At 63.1% G+C, this 16,147-nt stretch carries 16 protein-coding genes; 3 read left to right on the forward strand and 13 right to left on the reverse strand.

What is annotated here, in order from left to right; all coding sequences use genetic code 11:
• Nucleotides 1-4: 4 nt before the first annotated feature.
• From ACZRMO_RS00390 to ACZRMO_RS00440, 11 genes are all read right to left on the reverse strand, one after another.
• On the reverse strand, nt 5-496 hold the full coding sequence (locus tag ACZRMO_RS00390; RefSeq protein ID WP_463971539.1) for a DUF2878 domain-containing protein: 492 nt from the start codon (nt 494-496) through the stop codon (nt 5-7).
• Nucleotides 489-1,760, reverse strand: a complete 1,272-nt coding sequence (locus ACZRMO_RS00395; RefSeq protein WP_463971540.1) for a class I SAM-dependent methyltransferase — start codon at nt 1,758-1,760, stop codon at nt 489-491. The genes ACZRMO_RS00390 and ACZRMO_RS00395 overlap by 8 nt, the downstream gene beginning before the upstream one ends.
• Entirely contained in the window at nt 1,747-2,556 is an 810-nt protein-coding gene (locus tag ACZRMO_RS00400; protein WP_463971541.1) for a DUF1365 domain-containing protein, read from the reverse strand. The genes ACZRMO_RS00395 and ACZRMO_RS00400 overlap by 14 nt, the downstream gene beginning before the upstream one ends.
• Complete coding sequence (locus ACZRMO_RS00405; RefSeq protein ID WP_463971542.1) at nt 2,553-3,800, reverse strand: NAD(P)/FAD-dependent oxidoreductase; 1,248 nt, start codon at nt 3,798-3,800, stop codon at nt 2,553-2,555. Before ACZRMO_RS00405 ends, ACZRMO_RS00400 begins: the two co-directional genes overlap by 4 nt.
• Nucleotides 3,797-4,579 (reverse strand): SDR family NAD(P)-dependent oxidoreductase, encoded by a 783-nt coding sequence (locus tag ACZRMO_RS00410; protein ID WP_463971543.1) that lies wholly within the window; start codon nt 4,577-4,579, stop codon nt 3,797-3,799. Before ACZRMO_RS00410 ends, ACZRMO_RS00405 begins: the two co-directional genes overlap by 4 nt.
• The gene (locus tag ACZRMO_RS00415; protein WP_463971544.1) at nt 4,576-4,998 is read right to left on the reverse strand and encodes a nuclear transport factor 2 family protein; all 423 of its coding nucleotides are present in this window, start codon (nt 4,996-4,998) and stop codon (nt 4,576-4,578) included. The genes ACZRMO_RS00410 and ACZRMO_RS00415 overlap by 4 nt, the downstream gene beginning before the upstream one ends.
• A complete protein-coding gene (gene phrB / locus ACZRMO_RS00420; protein WP_463971545.1) occupies nt 4,991-6,436 on the reverse strand; it encodes a deoxyribodipyrimidine photo-lyase in 1,446 nt (481 codons plus the stop codon). Before phrB ends, ACZRMO_RS00415 begins: the two co-directional genes overlap by 8 nt.
• Nucleotides 6,437-7,354: a MerR family transcriptional regulator gene (locus tag ACZRMO_RS00425; RefSeq protein WP_463971546.1), complete on the reverse strand. Its 918-nt coding sequence runs from the start codon at nt 7,352-7,354 to the stop codon at nt 6,437-6,439. It lies immediately after the preceding gene.
• Between the two features lie 3 nt (nt 7,355-7,357).
• Nucleotides 7,358-8,314, reverse strand: coding sequence for a YbgA family protein (locus ACZRMO_RS00430; RefSeq protein WP_463971547.1), 957 nt, complete (start codon nt 8,312-8,314; stop codon nt 7,358-7,360).
• A gap of 110 nt (nt 8,315-8,424) precedes the next feature.
• Entirely contained in the window at nt 8,425-8,640 is a 216-nt protein-coding gene (locus ACZRMO_RS00435; protein ID WP_463971548.1) for a TIGR02450 family Trp-rich protein, read from the reverse strand.
• Nucleotides 8,637-9,623: an NAD(P)/FAD-dependent oxidoreductase gene (locus ACZRMO_RS00440; protein ID WP_463971549.1), complete on the reverse strand. Its 987-nt coding sequence runs from the start codon at nt 9,621-9,623 to the stop codon at nt 8,637-8,639. Before ACZRMO_RS00440 ends, ACZRMO_RS00435 begins: the two co-directional genes overlap by 4 nt.
• A 213-nt stretch (nt 9,624-9,836) precedes the next feature.
• Here ACZRMO_RS00440 and ACZRMO_RS00445 point away from each other — a divergent pair, with 213 nt between their 5' ends.
• Both ACZRMO_RS00445 and hemH read left to right on the forward strand, forming a co-directional pair.
• On the forward strand, nt 9,837-10,736 hold the full coding sequence (locus ACZRMO_RS00445) for a TIGR01777 family oxidoreductase (protein ID WP_463971550.1): 900 nt from the start codon (nt 9,837-9,839) through the stop codon (nt 10,734-10,736).
• A gap of 14 nt (nt 10,737-10,750) precedes the next feature.
• Complete coding sequence (gene hemH, locus ACZRMO_RS00450; RefSeq protein ID WP_463971551.1) at nt 10,751-11,773, forward strand: ferrochelatase; 1,023 nt, start codon at nt 10,751-10,753, stop codon at nt 11,771-11,773.
• A gap of 123 nt (nt 11,774-11,896) precedes the next feature.
• On the opposite strand, the gene ACZRMO_RS00455 is transcribed toward hemH, so the two are convergent.
• Nucleotides 11,897-13,993 carry a TonB-dependent siderophore receptor gene (locus tag ACZRMO_RS00455; protein WP_463971552.1) on the reverse strand — a complete coding sequence of 699 codons (2,097 nt, stop codon included), beginning with the start codon at nt 13,991-13,993 and terminating at the stop codon, nt 11,897-11,899.
• A 112-nt stretch (nt 13,994-14,105) separates the two neighbouring features.
• The gene (algW, locus tag ACZRMO_RS00460) at nt 14,106-15,260 is read right to left on the reverse strand and encodes a Do family serine endopeptidase AlgW (protein WP_124529846.1); all 1,155 of its coding nucleotides are present in this window, start codon (nt 15,258-15,260) and stop codon (nt 14,106-14,108) included.
• 102 nt (nt 15,261-15,362) lie between these two features.
• Between algW and ACZRMO_RS00465 the strand changes: the two genes are divergently transcribed.
• Nucleotides 15,363-16,121, forward strand: coding sequence for a Nif3-like dinuclear metal center hexameric protein (locus tag ACZRMO_RS00465; RefSeq protein ID WP_448184096.1), 759 nt, complete (start codon nt 15,363-15,365; stop codon nt 16,119-16,121).
• Nucleotides 16,122-16,147 lie beyond the last annotated feature (26 nt).

Consider the following 16,147-nt stretch of genomic DNA (forward strand, 5'->3'; position numbering starts at 1 on the left):
GGCGTCAGCGCTCCAGTTGTCGGGCCACCCAGTGCAGGACCGGGAACAACAGGGCCCACAGCAACGCCAGGCCGATCACGGTCGGCGTGGTGCCGTAGCCGAAACTCACCCCGGCCAGTTGGCTGCCCGCGTAATACGACAATGGCCCGCCCACCGCGCCCAGCAGGCTGGCCCGCCACCAGGGGCGTGCGCTCCAGGCCAGGCAATGGCGCAAGGTGGTTGCCAGCAGCGCCCAGAGCACCACCAGCCAGAGCGGAATCAACGGCCCGGGCATGCTGAAATGAAACACGCCAAAGATGCGCAACGAGGTGTCGATCACCGTGCCCAGCAGGGTCACGGCGAGTATCGCCTGGCCCTCGCGCGACCATGAACTGATCCACAGCAGATGCACGGCGAGTGCGGCCACCGCGACCAGCAACCAGGGGCTGTTGCCGCCCAGCACGCAGGCGAACCAGCCGCACTGGAACAGGACGGCATTGGCCAGCGGTTTAAGCATCGAAACGCCCGAGCAGCGGCGGGTTGATTGCGGCGGGTTTGGCCAGCAGCAATTGTGCGGTACCGATCGTACGCTCCATAAAGCCCCCTTCGCAGTAGCACAGGTAGAATTCCCACAAGCGCAGGAAGTACTCATCGTAGCCCAGCTCGGCGAGGCGGCCATGAGCACGGCGAAAATTCTCATGCCACAAGCGTAGGGTCCGTGCGTAGTGCAGACCGAAATCCTCCATGTGCAGCAAGTTCATGTCGGTATCGCGGCTGACGATCTCGAGCATCTTTTGCACACAGGGCAAGGCGCCGCCCGGGAAGATATAGCGCTGGATAAAGTCGACGTTGGTCTTCGCCTGTTCGTAGCGCTGGTCGCGAATGGTGATGGCTTGCAGCAACATCAAGCCATCGCTCTTGAGTAATTGCGCGCACTGTTTGAAGTAGGTGGGCAGGAAGCGGTGGCCCACCGCTTCGATCATCTCGATGGACACCAGTTTGTCGTACTGGCCGGTCAGGTCGCGGTAGTCCTGCAACAGCAGCGTCACCTGATCACCCAGCCCCAGGGCGGCGATGCGTTGTTTGGTGTAGGCAAACTGCTCCTTGGACAACGTCGTGGTGGTGACCTTACAGCCGTAATGCTGCGCCGCGTACAGCGCCATGCTGCCCCAGCCGGTGCCGATTTCCAGAAGATGGTCGCCGGGCTTGAGCGCGAGCTTCTGGCAAATGCGCTCCAGTTTGTTCAGTTGCGCCTGTTCCAGGGTGTCGTCGGCGGTGAGAAATTGCGCCGCCGAATACATCATGGTCGGGTCGAGGAATTCCTCGAACAGGTCGTTGCCGAGGTCGTAGTGGGCCGCGATGTTCTTCTGCGAGCCCTTGCGCGTGTTGCGGTTGAGCCAGTGCAGACCCTGGGTAAACGGGCGGGCCAGGCGCGCGAGGCCGCCTTCCATGGCGTCGAGCACGTCGAGGTTGCTGACCATCACACGCACCACGGCGGTCAGGTCAGGGCTGCTCCAGTAACCATGGATAAACGCTTCGCCCGCGCCGATGGAACCGTTGGCCGCCACCAGGCCCCACACGGCAGAATCGAGGATGTGGATCTCCCCCAGCAGGTGCGCTTCCCGTGCGCCGAAGACCTGGCGTTCGCCGTCTTCGATTACCACCAATTGGCCGTGGCGCAGTTGGCTGAGTTGGCGCAGCACGGCTTTGCGCAGCAGGTCGCTTGTCATGCCGTTGACGTTCAGGCGACGGGACTTGACCGATAAGCTAGGGGTTTTCATGGCGGCGATCCTTGGTATACCCGACTGCAATACGGGAGGCGCCATCGGCGGCTCGGTGAGGGAAAATCGGCGTGCGTTTGAGCAACAGGCGCAGGGCCTGCCAGTAAATCGCAAGGCAGGTCTTGGCGGTCATCCACGGGAAGCGCCACAGGTAACGGTGCAGGCTGGCGCGGTCGAGGGCTTCTTTTTCCAGGCTCAAGGTGGCATCGAAGACCTTTTGCGTGCCCTGCCAGTCGGCCATGTGCACGCCGAGTTTGCTGGCGGGCGGGCTGAAGCTCATGCGGTATTCCAGGTCCCTGGGCAGGAACGGCGACACATGGAAGGCCTTGGCCACGGCAAAGTGCTGGTGCTCATCGGCGCCGAGCGCCTGGGCCGGCAGCACGTAGTGATAGCGCTCGCGCCATGGGGTGTTGGTCACTTCACACAGGATCGCGGCCAGTTGTCCGTCGGCCTCGAAGCAGTAGAAGAAACTCACCGGGTTAAAAGCCAGGCCCCAACTGCGGGCCTGGGTCAGCAGGCAGATAGCGCCCTGGGGTGTACGCCCCAGGGCCTTGCCGACTTCCTGGCGCACCGCATCGCTCAAGCTCATGCCGCTGCGCGTGAATGCACGCAGGTAATCCTGCTGGCGGAAACCAAAGGGCGCAAAACGGCTCGGCCCGGCCAGGGGTGAGAGCTCCAGCACTTGCTGTTCTTCACTCAAATCCAGGTAGAGCAGGCCGATGCGGTAGCGAAAGGCGTGAGCCTTGGGCGCAAACCGGCGATGGGCAATCCAGCCGCTGTACAGGGCGCTGTTCACAGGCTTTCCCCAAAGGCATCGGCGACGCGCAGGGCGCTGACCACGCCGTCTTCATGGAAGCCGTTGGCCCAGTAGGCGCCGCAATAAAAGGTATTGCGCACGCCGGACACTTCCTGCCAGCGCGCCTGCGCCGCCACCGCCGCCAGGCTGTATTGCGGGTGGGCGTAGGTGTAGCGGGCGAGGACCTTCAACGGGTTGATCACTGCCGTCTGGTTGAGGCTGACGCAAAAGGTGGTGGCGCTGTCGATGCCTTGCAGGATGTTCATGTCATAGGTCACGGCGGCCTGGCTCTGCGCATTGCCGCTCAGCCGATAGTTCCAGCTGGCCCAGGCCAGTTTGCGATCCGGCAACAGGCGCGTGTCGGTGTGCAGCACCACGTCGTTGTCGGCGTAGGGCAGGGCGCCGAGGATCTCTTGCTCGGCCTGGCTTGGGTCGGCCAGCAACGCCAGGGCCTGGTCGCTGTGACAGGCAAACACCACGCGGTCGAAATGCTCGACACCGGCCGGGCTGTGGATAACCACGCCAGCCTCGCTGCGCGCGACTTTATCCACAGGGCAATTGAGACGAATCTGTTGGCGAAAACCCCGGGTCAGCGGTTCGATGTAACTGCTGGAACCGCCCTCGATCACACACCACTGCGGGCGATTGCTCACCGACAGCAAGCCGTGGTTCTTGAAGAAGCGCACAAAGAACTGCAAGGGGAAGCCGAGCATGTCCGCCAGGGACATCGACCAGATCGCCGCGCCCATCGGCACGATGTAGTGGCGGATAAACCGCTCGCCATAGCCGCCGGCCTTGAGGTAATCGCCGAGGGTCATCTCGGCGCTGATGCGCTGTTCCTGCAGGTCCAGCGGCGCCTGGCGGTTGAAGCGCAGGATATCGCGCAACATGCCCCAGAACCCCGGCGAGAGGATATTGCGCCGCTGCGCAAACAGGCTGTTGAGGTTGTTGCCGTTGTACTCGAAGCGCTGCTGCTCATCGTGTACCGAAAAGCTCATCTCGGTCGGCTTGAAGCCCACGCCGACTTGCCCCAACAGGCGGATGAAGTTGGGATAGGTCCAGTCGTTGAACACGATAAAACCGGTGTCCACTGCATAGCTTTTGCCTTCGACGCTGACGTTGACCGTGTGGGTATGCCCGCCGATGCGGTCGCCGGCTTCAAACAGAGTGATGTCGTGGCGACGGCTGAGCAGGTAGGCGCTGGTCAGCCCGGCGATGCCGCTGCCGATAATGGCGATTTTCACAGGCGGTCCTTCTGCGGTGGCGGGCTGCGCAACATGCGCTTGCCGATGAACAACTGCGCACGGTTGGGCAGTTTCGACAGCGGCCAGAGAGTGGCGATAAACAGCGCGGGGAAAGCGATTTCCAGCGGGCGTTTGTCCAGCTTGGCGAAGATATGCCGCGCGGCTTTGTCGGCCGACCAACTCAGGGGCATGGGGAAATCGTTGCGGTCGGTCAGCGGCGTTTCGACAAAACCGGGGCTGATCACCGTGACGTCGATGTTTTCCGGCGACAGGCTGATGCGCAGCGCTTCGAACAGATACCGCAAGCCGGCCTTGGACGCGCCATAGGCTTCGGCGCGGGGCATCGGCAGGTACGTCACGGCGCTGGCCACGCCGACCAGGTGCGGCGTTTGCCCGGCGCGCAACAGGGGTAGCGCGGCCTCGATGCAGTAACTGCTGGCCAGCAGGTTGGTGCGCACCACGTGTTCGATGATCGACGAGTCGAACTGCCTGGCATCCACATATTCACAGGTGCCGGCGTTGAGGATCACCGTGTCCAATGAGCCCCAGACCACGGCGATATGCTCGCCGATCTCGCGTACGGTCTGGCTGTTGGTCAGGTCGCCGGCCACCACCAGCACTTGCCCCGGATAGCGTTGGGCGAGGGCTTCCAGCGGGCCTTTGCTGCGTGAGCTGAGCGCCACGTGGGCGCCGCTGTTGAGCAACTCCACGGCCAGCGCGGCGCCGATGCCACTGCTGGCACCGGTCAGCCAATAACGGCGGGGCGGGGTCAGGTTCATGCCACTCTCCTTTTCAGCCAACGGATGACGCGGCCGAGTACCGGCAGGTGTTCGTAGAGCAGGGCACCGGCGTCGAAGTAGTCGCGGTGGTGGTAGACCTTGTCGTGCCACATCAGGTGCGAGCAGCCTTCCACGCGGATCAGTTGGCCGTTGGCCAGGCTCGGGTGGCAGAAGCTCATCTTCCAACGCAGGTAGCCTTCGCCTTCGGCGACTTGGTCGAAGCCGTGAAAGTCGAAGCGTAACTGGCTGACATTGCTGTACAGCTCGGCAAAGTAGCGGTGCATGGCGGGCAGGCCGTGGATTTGATGCAGCGGGTCGGCGAAGGCGATGTCCTTGCTGTAGAGGCTGTCGAGCAGGTGCAGGTTGTGCTTGTCCAGCGTGGCAAAGGCTTGGGCGAACCGGCGCAGGAAGTCACTCATGGATGCCTCCGGCGGCTTCGCGCGAAGGCAGGCTGCGGAAGGCAGCCAGGGCGCGTTCGCGGGATTTTTTCAGGTCGACGATGGCGCGCGGATAGTCCGCCACACCGAACAGGCCACCCACGGCTTCGGGGTTGTGCACTTCCTTTTTATTCAGCGCGGCCAATTCGGGCAGCCAGCGCTTGATGAAAACACCTTCGCCGTCGAATTTTTCCGACTGGCTCAGCGGGCTGAAAATCCGGAAATACGGCGCCGAATCGGTGCCGGTAGACGAACTCCACTGCCAGCCGCCGTTGTTGGCGGCCAGGTCGCCGTCGATCAGGTGGCGCATGAAAAAACGCTCGCCTTCACGCCAGTCGATCAGCAGGTTCTTGGTCAGGAACATCGCTACCACCATGCGCAGGCGGTTGTGCATCCAGCCGGTTTCCAGCAGTTGGCGCATGGCCGCGTCGATGATCGGCAAGCCGGTGCGCGCTTCCTGCCAGGCGGCGAGGTCCTTGGGTGCATCGCGCCAGGCCACGGCTTCGGTCTCGGGGCGGAACGCGCGGTGGCGCGACACCCGTGGGTAACCCACCAGGATGTGTTTGTAGAACTCGCGCCAGAGCAACTCGTTGATCCAGGTGATGGCGCCGATGTCGCCACTTTCGAACTCGCCCTGATTGGTTTGCAGCGCGGCGTGCAGGCATTGGCGCGGTGATACCACACCGGCGGCGAGGTACGCCGAGAGCTGGCTGGTGCCGGGCTTGGCTGGGTAGTCGCGTTCGTCCTTGTAGTAGCTGATCTGCTGGTCGGCGAAGGCGTCGAGGCGGCGGCGCGCTTCGTCTTCGCCGGCGGGCCAGAGGGCGCGCAGGGTATCGCTGGGCGGCTCGAAACCCGCGACGGTCTGCGGAATCGGATCGCTTTCAACGTTGAGCTTCGCTTGGGCCTTGGCCGTTGGGACCAGGCGCGGCAGGGCGCTGTGCAGGCGGCTGTAGCAGACCTTGCGGAACTGGCTGAACACTTGGAAGTAGGTGCCGGTCTTGGTCAGCACGCTGCCGGGCTGGAAAAACAGCTGGTCGAGGTAGCTGTGGAACGTCACGCCGTCGGCTTCCAGCGCCTTGGCCACGGCGGCATCGCGGCGGCTTTCGTGAATACCGTATTCCTCGTTGACGTGCACAGACGCCACCGCCAGTTCGCGGCACAGCTCGCTCAGCACGGCGGGCGCCTGGTCCCAAGTCGCGGCGTGGCGGATCAGCAGGGGAATGTTCAGTTGGCCAAGGGTTGTGCTCAGTTCGCGCAGGTTGCGCAACCAGAAGTCCACTTTGCACGGCGCATCGTCATGGGCCAGCCATTGTTCAGGCGTGATCAGGTAGACGGCCGCGATCGGGCCCCGCTGGCTCGCGGCGGCCAGGGCGGTGTTGTCGTGTAGGCGCAGGTCGGTGCGCAGCCAGATCAAATGCATTTAGACGATTCCACGCTGGATCAGTAGCTGGTGGGCCGACAACGGGTCTTCGGCCACGCACAATTGGGGGATGTCACCGGTTAATACGGCCAACTCGGCCTGGTGGATGCATACCGTTGGTCCGGCAATCAGCGTCGGACACTGCACGCCGGCCAGCAGCTTGCCGAGGGTCGGCAGATGCAGGGCCTTGCTCGAATACAACAGCACAGCGCGCGGTTGCAGGTGTTCCACCGCCAGCGCCAGCTCGCCGGCCGGCAATGGCCAGTCGAAGACTTCCACCGGGCAATCGGCGCTACTCGCCAGCCAGGCGCTGAGCCACAGGTGTGGCTCCAGCGGGAGGTCGGACTGGTTGACCAGCAGCAGCGGCGCACCCTGGAGCTGGCGGTTGTTGTGATAGATGCGCGCGCCGAATTTGCTGCGCAGCCACGAGAGGAAAAACACCCGCTCCATCTGCGCGCCGAACTGGCCTTGCCAGCGCTGCTCCAGGTCGTTGAGCAGCGGCAACAGCAATTGCTCGCACAGGGTGCGCGGCGGGTACAGCGCCATGGCTTGGTTGAAGACGTCATCGACGCGCCGCTCGGCCAACTCGCTGATGGCGTGCAGCAGGTTTTGGCGCAGGGCGTGCCACTCGTTTTCGACGGCATCGGGGCTGGTCTGGGCGGAGTCGATCAGGGTTTTCACCTGGCTGACCGGTACGCCACGGTTGAGCCAGGTGAGGATGGTGTGGATGCGCTGCACGTGTTCGTCGCTGAACAGCCGGTGCCCCTTGGGCGTTCGCTGGGGCACGATCAGGCCGTAACGGCGTTCCCAGGCGCGCAGGGTCACGGCGTTGACGCCGGTCTGGCGCGCCACTTCGCGGATCGGCAGCCAGCCGTCTTCGAAGGCTTGGGCGAGGTCTTCTGGTGGGGCAACTTTCATGGGTTAGATCGCATTACGCAGGCTGAGGTTTTCCGGGTGCGGTTGCAGGTAGGCCTGTTGCGCGATGTAGCGGTCCGGGTGTTGGCGAAAGTGATGCTTGAGCAAGGTCAGGGGCACCACCAGCGGCACGATGCCGTGGCGGTATTGGCCGATGACGGTTTGCATCTCCTGTTTGTCGTCGGCGCTGATGGCCTGTTTGAGGTGGCCGCTGATGTGTTGCAGCACGTTGGTGTGGGTGCCACGGGTGGCGCACTGGGTCAGGCCGGTCATCAGGTCGCTGAAATAGCAGGCGGCCAGCTCATCCAGGTTGACGCCTTTGCCCATGCTGCCCAGCAGGTGGCCGAGGCGCTTGTAGTGCGCCGGGCTGTGGGCCATCAGCAAGTATTTGTAGCGCGAGTGAAAGGCCAGCAAGCGGTGGCGGCTCAGGCCGTCGGCGAGCAGTTGCTGCCAGCTGGCGTAGACAAACACGCGGGTCAGGAAGTTTTCCCGCAGCACCGGGTCATTCAGCCGACCGTCTTCTTCCACCGGCAGGTTGGGGTGCTGCGCGCAAAAGGCCTGGGCGTAGATGCCGCGCCCACCACCGTCCACTGGCGTGCCGTTGGCGCGGTAGACCTTGACCCGTTCCAGGCCGCAGGACGGCGACTTCTGCATGAAGATGTAGCCGCACAGGTCGGTGTGTTGCTCGGCCATCTGTAGGCCGTAGTCGTGCAGGGGCTGGGTTACGTTCAGCTCGGTGTGTACGGTGCCGACGGCTTGCGGGCGGGCGGGGTCGCCCACCAGGCGGATCGGTTCGCGGGGAATGCCCAGGCCGATGGCGACTTCGGGGCACAGCGGCACAAAATCGAAATAGTCGGCGAGGGTTTGGCTGCACAGCAGCGATTGCTTGTGCCCGCCGTTGAAGCGCACGTTCTCGCCGAGCAGGCAGGCGCTGATGGCGATCTTTGGTTTGGTGCTGGACATAGGCGAACCCCTGCAAGATTCCTGTACAAGATATTTATCTTGTACAACTAAATCCATCATAGAACTGATGTTGTACAAGTCAAATTATTTGTACAGGTTGTGCGGTTGGACTATTGCCATCCGATCTTCCAGTCTTCGGCATTTTGCAGGGTTTGCCACGTCAGGCGCTCGGCGCGGCGGGTCATCACGGCTTGCAGTTCGATTTCCAGCACGGTGCCTTCGTCGTCGCGAAACAGTTCGGTCACCAGGAAGTGTTTTTCCTTGTTTCGAGGGTGCGCTGCTGTCCATTTGGACAGCAGCAATTTGGCGGGGTTGATGCGGTTCATTGCAGGTGCTCGATCAGGCGTCGCGCCACTTCCTGGCCGCTGAGCCAGGCACCTTCCACGCGCCCGGACAGGCACCAGTCGCCGCACACGTACAGGCCCAGGTCGGCGTCGGCGAGCACGCCGAACTCATGGCTGGCGGACGGACGCGCGTAGAGCCAGCGGTGCGCCAGGCTAAAGGACGGCGCGGGCATGGCGCTGTGCAACAGTTCGGCGAAGGCGCCGTGCAGGTGTTCGATCACCGCTTCTTTGGGCAAGTCCAGATGTGCCTTGCTCCAGGCACTGGTGGCGTGGAGCACCCAGGTGTCGAGGGTGGCGTCGCGCCCCGGCTTGCTGCGGTTGCGGGCCAGCCAGTCGAGGGGGCTGTCTTGCACGAAGCAGCCTTCCATCGGCGTGTCCAAGGGCTTGTCGAACGCCAGGGCGATGGCCCAGGTCGGGTCCATCTTCACCCCGGCGGCGGCGCTGGCCAGCTTGGGCGCGGCCGCCAGCAGGGCGGTGGCCTGGGGCGCGGGCGTGGCGATGACCACATGGCTGAACGGGCCGTGGTTGCCGCCGTCGGCGTCCAGCAGGTTCCAGTGTTGGGTGCCCTGGAAGACTTCGGTGATGCGGCAACCAAACGTCACCGGCAAGTCGTCGAGCAGCGCGCGGGTGATCGCACTCATGCGCGGTGTGCCGACCCAGCGGGTCTGTTCATCGGGGGAGGGGGTGAGTTGGCCGGATTTGAAGTTGTACAGTTGGGGTTTCCACTGCGCGACCCAGCCGTTGCTTTGCCAGCGCTGCACTTCGTTGACGAAGCGCCGGTCGCGGGCGGTGAAGTATTGCGCGCCCATGTCCAGGGCGCCGGCATCACTGCGCTTGCTGGACATGCGGCCACCACTGCCGCGGCTTTTATCGAAGAGTTGTACAACGTGCCCCGCGTCTCGTAACGCTCGGGCGGCGGAGAGACCGGCGATGCCGGTGCCGATGATCGCGATGGGAACAGTCATGGGAGGCCTCGTTTTACCGTTGGGTACAGACTACGCCGACACCAATAGCTGTACAATATTGTTTTTTGGTATAAGTTTTGGCGTACCTGTTCTATGCGGTGTGACCTATGGTTAAAGCTGAGGCTTTAGCCAACGTTACGCCCGATTACAAATGATCCCTGCCTTATAAAATAGACCAGTGATCGGCAGCGAACGTTACATGAGGAGCGTCCCATGCATATTTTGCTGACCGGCGGTACCGGCTTGATCGGCCGCCAACTCTGCCAACACTGGCTTGCCCAGGGTCATCGCCTGACCGTGTGGAGCCGCCACCCGGAACAGGTCGCCAAGGTCTGCGGCGCTCAGGTGTCGGGAGTCGGCCGCCTACAACAGGTTATCGGCCCGGTGGACGCGGTTATTAATCTCGCCGGCGCGCCCATTGCAGACCGCCCCTGGACCCACAAGCGCAAGGCGTTGTTGTGGAGCAGCCGCATCGGCCTGACCGAAACCCTGCTGGCGTGGCTGGAAAGCCTGGCGCAAAAACCGGCGGTGCTGATCTCCGGCTCCGCCGTAGGCTGGTACGGCGACGGTGGCGAGCGCGAATTGACCGAAGCCAGCGGCCCGGTGCAGGACGACTTCCCCAGCCAGTTGTGCGTCGCCTGGGAAGAAACCGCCCAGCGCGCCGAGGCCCTGGGCGTGCGTGTGGTGCTGGTGCGCACCGGCCTGGTGCTGGCGGCCGAGGGCGGCTTTTTGTCGCGCCTGTTGCTGCCCTTCAAACTGGCGCTGGGCGGGCCGATTGGCAACGGTCGGCAGTGGATGCCGTGGGTGCATATCAAGGATCAAATCGGCCTGATTGATTTTCTTCTGCACAACGCACAGGCCAGCGGTCCTTATAATGCATGCGCGCCGCACCCGGTGCGCAACCGCGAGTTTGCCAAGACGTTGGGCCAGGTGTTGCACCGCCCGGCGTTCATGCCCATGCCGGCCTTTGCGTTGAAGGTCGGGTTGGGCGAGTTGTCCGGGTTGCTGTTGGGCGGGCAGAAGGCTCTCCCCGAACGGCTGCTGGCGGCCGGTTACACTTTTCAGTTCACAGAGTTGCGCGCGGCCCTGGACGACTTGTCCAGCCGCCTCTAGCCATAGGATGTTGCATGACGGATCACGCGTTATTACTGGTCAACCTGGGTTCACCGGCGTCCACTTCGGTGGCCGATGTGCGCAGCTACCTCAATCAGTTCCTGATGGACCCTTATGTGATCGACCTGCCGTGGCCGGTGCGGCGTTTGCTGGTGTCGCTGATCCTGATCAAGCGCCCCGAGCAGTCAGCCCACGCCTATGCATCCATCTGGTGGGACGAAGGTTCGCCGCTGGTGGTGCTCAGCCGCCGCCTGCAACAACAGATGACCACGCAGTGGAGCCACGGCCCGGTGGAGCTGGCGATGCGCTACGGCGAGCCGTCGATTGAAAGCGTGTTGACCCGTCTCGCCAGTCAGGGCATTCGCAAGGTCACCTTGGCGCCGCTGTACCCGCAGTTTGCCGACAGCACCGTGACCACTGTGGTGGAAGAAGCCCGCCGTGTGCTGCGTGAGAAAAAGCTCGACCTGCCGTTGGCGATCCTGCAACCCTTCTACGACCAACCCGAATACCTCGACGCCCTGGTGGCCAGCGCCAAGCCGCATTTGCAGCAGGATTACGATCACCTGCTGTTCAGCTTCCACGGTTTGCCGGAGCGGCACCTGCAAAAACTCAACCCTGGCCACACCTTCGACGGCGCTACCGATTGCTGCGCGAACGCCTCGGCGCAAGTGCGCGCCACCTGTTATCGCGGGCAGTGTTTCAGCGTCGCGCGGGATTTTGCCGCGCGCATGGGCTTGCCGGAAAATAAATGGTCGGTGGCCTTTCAATCGCGCCTGGGCCGGGCGAAATGGATTGAACCCTACACCGAAGCTCGCCTGGAAACCCTGGCCCAGCAAGGCGTGAAAAAGCTGTTGGTGATGTGCCCGGCGTTTGTCGCCGACTGCATCGAGACGCTGGAGGAGATTGGTGATCGCGGGCTGGAGCAGTTCCGCGAGGCGGGGGGCGAGGAGTTGGTGCTGGTGCCGTGCCTGAATGATGATCCGCAGTGGGCGAAGGCGTTGAATGCCTTGTGTGAAAGGGCGCCAGCAACGCTGTAACCGAACCAAGTGAAGATCAAACTGTGGGAGCGGGCTTGCTCGCGAATGCGGTGGATCAGTCAAATAATAAGTGACTGACACACCGCATTCGCGAGCAAGCCCGCTCCCACAGTTTTTACCGGGTTACAGGTTTAGGGTCAGGCTGACCGTGAGGTTGCGCGGTTCGCCGGGGTTGACCCAGTAGTTGCTGTAGGACCGCTCGTAGTACTTCTCATCAAACAGGTTATTGAGGTTCAGTCCTACGGTGACATTCTCCGTGGCCTTGTAATGCGCCAGCAAATCCACGGTGTGATACGCCGGCAGCTCAAAGCTCGTGCCCGCCTCACCGGAACGATCCCCCACATAGGTAAACGCCGCGCCCACGTCCGACCCGCGCAACGCGCCGTCCTGGAATTCATACACCCCCAACAAACTGCCGCTGCGCTTGGCTACGCCAAGGATGCGGCTGCCGGCGGGAATGGCCTTGTCACCCTTGGTTACCTCTGCGTCGATGTAGGCAAAGGCCCCGATCACCCGTACGGCATCCGTCACTTGCCCTGTCAGTTGCAGGTCAAAACCCTGGCTGCGGGCCTTGCCCATGGCGCGGTTGAGGTTGGTGGCCGGGTCGAGGGTGAGCACGTTTTCCTTCTCGATATGGAACGCGGCAAGCGTGGTGCTGAGGCGGTCGTCGAATAGCTCGCTCTTGATCCCCACTTCGTAGCCCACGCCTTCTTCCGGCTTGAAGCCTTTGTTGTTGGCGTCCAGCCCGCTGTTGGGTTTGAACGAGGTAGAGGCGTTGGCAAACACGCCGACTTGCGGCGTGAGCTGGTAAAGCAGGCCGGCGCGCTGGGTCAGGGCGTCGTGGGTTTGTTTGTTCGGCGGGGTGTTGCCGATGTAGTTGTCGATGCGTTGCTCGAAGTGCTCGAAGCGCGCCCCGACCATGCCGCGCAGGCGGTCGGTGAAAACGATCTGGTCTTGCAGGTTCAGCGCGTGGCTTTTGGTCTGCTCGAAGAAGTCGGTGCCGCTTCGTGCGCCGTTGGGTTTGGCCTGGCCGTAGACCGGGTTGTAGAGGTCGATGGCGTAGGGGCTGCCGGCGATGGCGGTGACGCGTTCTTTCTTGCGGTAGTCCTCGTATTCCGTGCCCACCAGTAACTCATGCTGCCAACTGCCGATGTCGAACAGGCCGCGCAGTTCCAGCTGGGTGATGCTGTCGTGCCAACCCATGGAGCGCTCGCGGTAGCGGCGGTTGAGGGTGTGGCCATCGGCGTTCAGCGCGCGGTTTTCCGAGGCGTCGCCCCACAGGCTGCCTTGTTTGTAGTGGCTGGCCAGGCGCAGGCTCCAGGCATCGTTGAGGTGATGCTCGAGGGTAGCATGGAGGCGGTTGTTGTGGTTGTCGATGTCGCCATCGTTGGGTTCGCCGAGGAAGGTGGAGCGCGATACGCCGGGGGCGGCGACGATGCCACGGTCGAAGGTGGAGCTGTGGCGCACGAATTCGCTTTCGACGAGCAGGGTGGTGTCCGGGTCCAGCTGCCAGCTGAACGACGGCGCGACGAAGACCCGTTTGCTCTGCACGTGATCGCGGAAGCTGTGGTTGTCTTCCACCGCCAGGTTGACCCGCGACAGCACGTGGCCTTCGCTGTCCAGTGGGGTGTTGACGTCGAGGGCGGTGCGGTAGCGGTCCCAACTGCCGGCGCTGGTCTGCAGGGTGGTGAAGGCTTCCGGTTGGGGCTTCTTGGTCACGATGTTGACGGTGCCGCCAGGATCGCCACGCCCGTACAGGCTGGCGGCGGGGCCCTTGAGCACTTCGATGCGTTCGATATTGGCCGCGTCCGGGGTGCTCGGGTAACCACGGTTGGCGCTGAAGCCGTCCTGGTAGAACTCGGATGTGGTGAAGCCGCGCACGCTGTATTCGTAAAGCGTGAGGCCGCCGAAGTTGTTTTGCTTGGACACGCCGCCGGCAAACTCCAGGGCGCGCTCGACGCTGGTGCTGCCCAGGTCCTTGAGCACCGTGGCGGGAATCACGCTGATGGATTGTGGGATGTCGCGTAACGCCGTGTCAGTTTTGGTTGCGCTGGCCGAGCGGGTGGCGCGGTAGCCTTTGACCGGGCTGGTGGCGGACTCGTAGGCGTCGCTGGTGACGCTGATGGTGTCGAGTTCCAGGGTGTTGTCTTCGGCAAAGGCGGGGTCGAGCAGCAAACCCAGGGCCAGGCCAGCCAAGGGGGCGATTTTTCGAGACGGCATGATAGAGCGTTCCAATAGCGGTATTGAAACAATATAACATGACCGATGAGAATGAATCGCTAAGAAATATGAGCTTACAGGTGCCCGCGAGCGGGCACCTGGGCGAGGGTGCTTATTCCTCTTCTTTCACCGGTGCCGGTGGTGGGCGCAGGCCGATTTCCGCTGACAACTTGATCTCTTTGCCATTGCGCATCACCAGGATGCTCACCTTGTCGGTCGGCTTGATCCGCGCCACCTGGTTCATCGACTTGCGGCCATCGCCGGCCGGTTCGCCGTCGATGCTGAGGATCACGTCGCCCAGTTGCAGGCCGGCTTTCTGCGCCGGGCCGTCACGGAAGATCCCGGCGACCACGATGCCCGGGCGCCCGGTCAGGCCAAACGACTCGGCCAGGTCCTTGGTCAGCGGCTGCACTTCAATGCCCAGCCAGCCACGAATCACCTGGCCGTGCTCGATGATCGACTTCATCACTTCCGTCGCCAGCTTCACCGGGATCGCAAAGCCGATGCCCTGGGAGCCGCCGGACTTGGAGAAAATCGCCGTGTTGATGCCGGTCAGGTTGCCATTGGCATCCACCAGCGCGCCGCCGGAGTTGCCGGGGTTGATCGCGGCATCGGTCTGGATGAAGTCTTCGTAGCTGTTCAGGCCGAGCTGGTTACGCCCGGTGGCGCTGATGATGCCCATGGTCACCGTCTGGCCGACGCCGAACGGGTTGCCGATGGCCAGCGCCACATCGCCCACGCGCAGGCCGTCGGAGCGGCCGAGGGTGATGGAGGGCAGGCTTTTCAGGTCGATCTTGAGTACCGCCAGGTCGGTTTCCGGGTCGCTGCCGACCACGCGGGCCAGGGTTTCGCGGCCGTCACGCAGGGCCACCACGATCTGGTCGGCGCCGGTGGTCACGTGGTTGTTGGTGAGGATGTAGCCTTCCGGGCTCATGATCACGCCCGAACCCAGGCTGGACTCCATGCGCCGTTGCTTGGGCCCGTTGTCGCCGAAGTAGCGACGGAACTGCGGGTCTTCAAACAACGGGTGCGCCGGTTTGTTGATGACCTTGGTGGTGTACAGGTTGACCACGGCCGGCGCGGCGATGACTACCGCGTCCGCATAGGTCACCGGGCCTTGCACCACCGCGTTGGTCTGCGGTGCCTGCTGCATGTTTACGTCCAGGCTGGGCAAGCCCACCCACTGGGGATAACGCTGAATGATCAGCATCGCGATCAGCACGCCAGCCAACAATGGCCATCCAAAAAAACGCAGTGCCTTGAGCATCAAGTAAGTCCTGACAGGTTGCAGGGGGCGGGAGAGCGCCCATAATGTCGCGCATTATACGAGGCTGTGAGTGCCTTCGAACGGGATATTTAGGAGTCTTTTATGGCCGTTGCCCTGAGCACATTAGTCGATGAAGCTGACCGCTACCTGAACAGCTCCAAAATCGCCGATTACTGCCCCAATGGCCTGCAAGTGGAAGGGCGTCCGCAGGTGATGCGCATCGTCAGCGGCGTGACCGCCAGCCAGGCCCTGCTGGATGCCGCCGTCGAAGCCGGGGCTGACCTGGTGCTGGTGCACCACGGTTATTTCTGGAAAGGAGAAAACCCCTGCATCACCGGCATGAAGCAGCGCCGCCTGAAAACCCTGCTCAAGCACGACATCAGCCTGTTGGCCTACCACCTGCCGCTGGACCTGCACCCCGATGTCGGCAACAACGTGCAGCTCGCACGCCAGCTGGACATCACCGTCGAAGGCCCGCTGGACCCCAATGACGCCAAGGTCGTCGGCCTGGTCGGCTCCCTTGCCGAGCCGTTGTCGCCACGGGATTTCGCCCGCCGCGTGCAGGAAGTCATGGGGCGTGAGCCGCTGCTGATCGAAGGCAGTGAGATGATCCGCCGCGTGGGCTGGTGCACCGGTGGTGGCCAGGGTTACATCGACCATGGGGTTGCGGCGGGTGTCGATCTGTTCCTCAGCGGCGAAGCGTCCGAGCAGACCTTCCACAGTGCGCGGGAAAACGACATCAGCTTTATTGCCGCTGGCCATCACGCCACCGAGCGTTATGGTGTGCAGGCGCTGGGGGATTACCTGGCGCGGCGGTTTGCGCTGGAGCACCTGTTCATCGATTGCCCCAATCCGATCTAAGCCCCACCACAGAACTCATGTGGAAA

The sequence above is a fragment of the Pseudomonas sp. B611 genome (assembly GCF_055407965.1).

Bases quoted from the DNA above. Each gene is read 5' to 3' on its own strand.
- ACZRMO_RS00395 (WP_463971540.1), bottom strand. From the start codon at position 1,760: ATGAAAACCCCTAGCTTATCGGTCAAGTCCCGTCGCCTGAACGTCAAC.
- ACZRMO_RS00455 (WP_463971552.1), bottom strand. From the start codon at position 13,993: ATGCCGTCTCGAAAAATCGCCCCCTTGGCTGGCCTGGCCCTGGGTTTG.
- phrB (WP_463971545.1), bottom strand. From the start codon at position 6,436: ATGCATTTGATCTGGCTGCGCACCGACCTGCGCCTACACGACAACACC.
- ACZRMO_RS00440 (WP_463971549.1), bottom strand. From the start codon at position 9,623: ATGACTGTTCCCATCGCGATCATCGGCACCGGCATCGCCGGTCTCTCC.
- ACZRMO_RS00410 (WP_463971543.1), bottom strand. From the start codon at position 4,579: ATGAACCTGACCCCGCCCCGCCGTTATTGGCTGACCGGTGCCAGCAGT.
- algW (WP_124529846.1), bottom strand. From the start codon at position 15,260: ATGCTCAAGGCACTGCGTTTTTTTGGATGGCCATTGTTGGCTGGCGTG.
- ACZRMO_RS00430 (WP_463971547.1), bottom strand. From the start codon at position 8,314: ATGTCCAGCACCAAACCAAAGATCGCCATCAGCGCCTGCCTGCTCGGC.
- ACZRMO_RS00425 (WP_463971546.1), bottom strand. From the start codon at position 7,354: ATGAAAGTTGCCCCACCAGAAGACCTCGCCCAAGCCTTCGAAGACGGC.
- ACZRMO_RS00465 (WP_448184096.1), top strand. From the start codon at position 15,363: ATGGCCGTTGCCCTGAGCACATTAGTCGATGAAGCTGACCGCTACCTG.
- ACZRMO_RS00435 (WP_463971548.1), bottom strand. From the start codon at position 8,640: ATGAACCGCATCAACCCCGCCAAATTGCTGCTGTCCAAATGGACAGCA.
- ACZRMO_RS00390 (WP_463971539.1), bottom strand. From the start codon at position 496: ATGCTTAAACCGCTGGCCAATGCCGTCCTGTTCCAGTGCGGCTGGTTC.
- ACZRMO_RS00415 (WP_463971544.1), bottom strand. From the start codon at position 4,998: ATGAGTGACTTCCTGCGCCGGTTCGCCCAAGCCTTTGCCACGCTGGAC.
- ACZRMO_RS00445 (WP_463971550.1), top strand. From the start codon at position 9,837: ATGCATATTTTGCTGACCGGCGGTACCGGCTTGATCGGCCGCCAACTC.
- hemH (WP_463971551.1), top strand. From the start codon at position 10,751: ATGACGGATCACGCGTTATTACTGGTCAACCTGGGTTCACCGGCGTCC.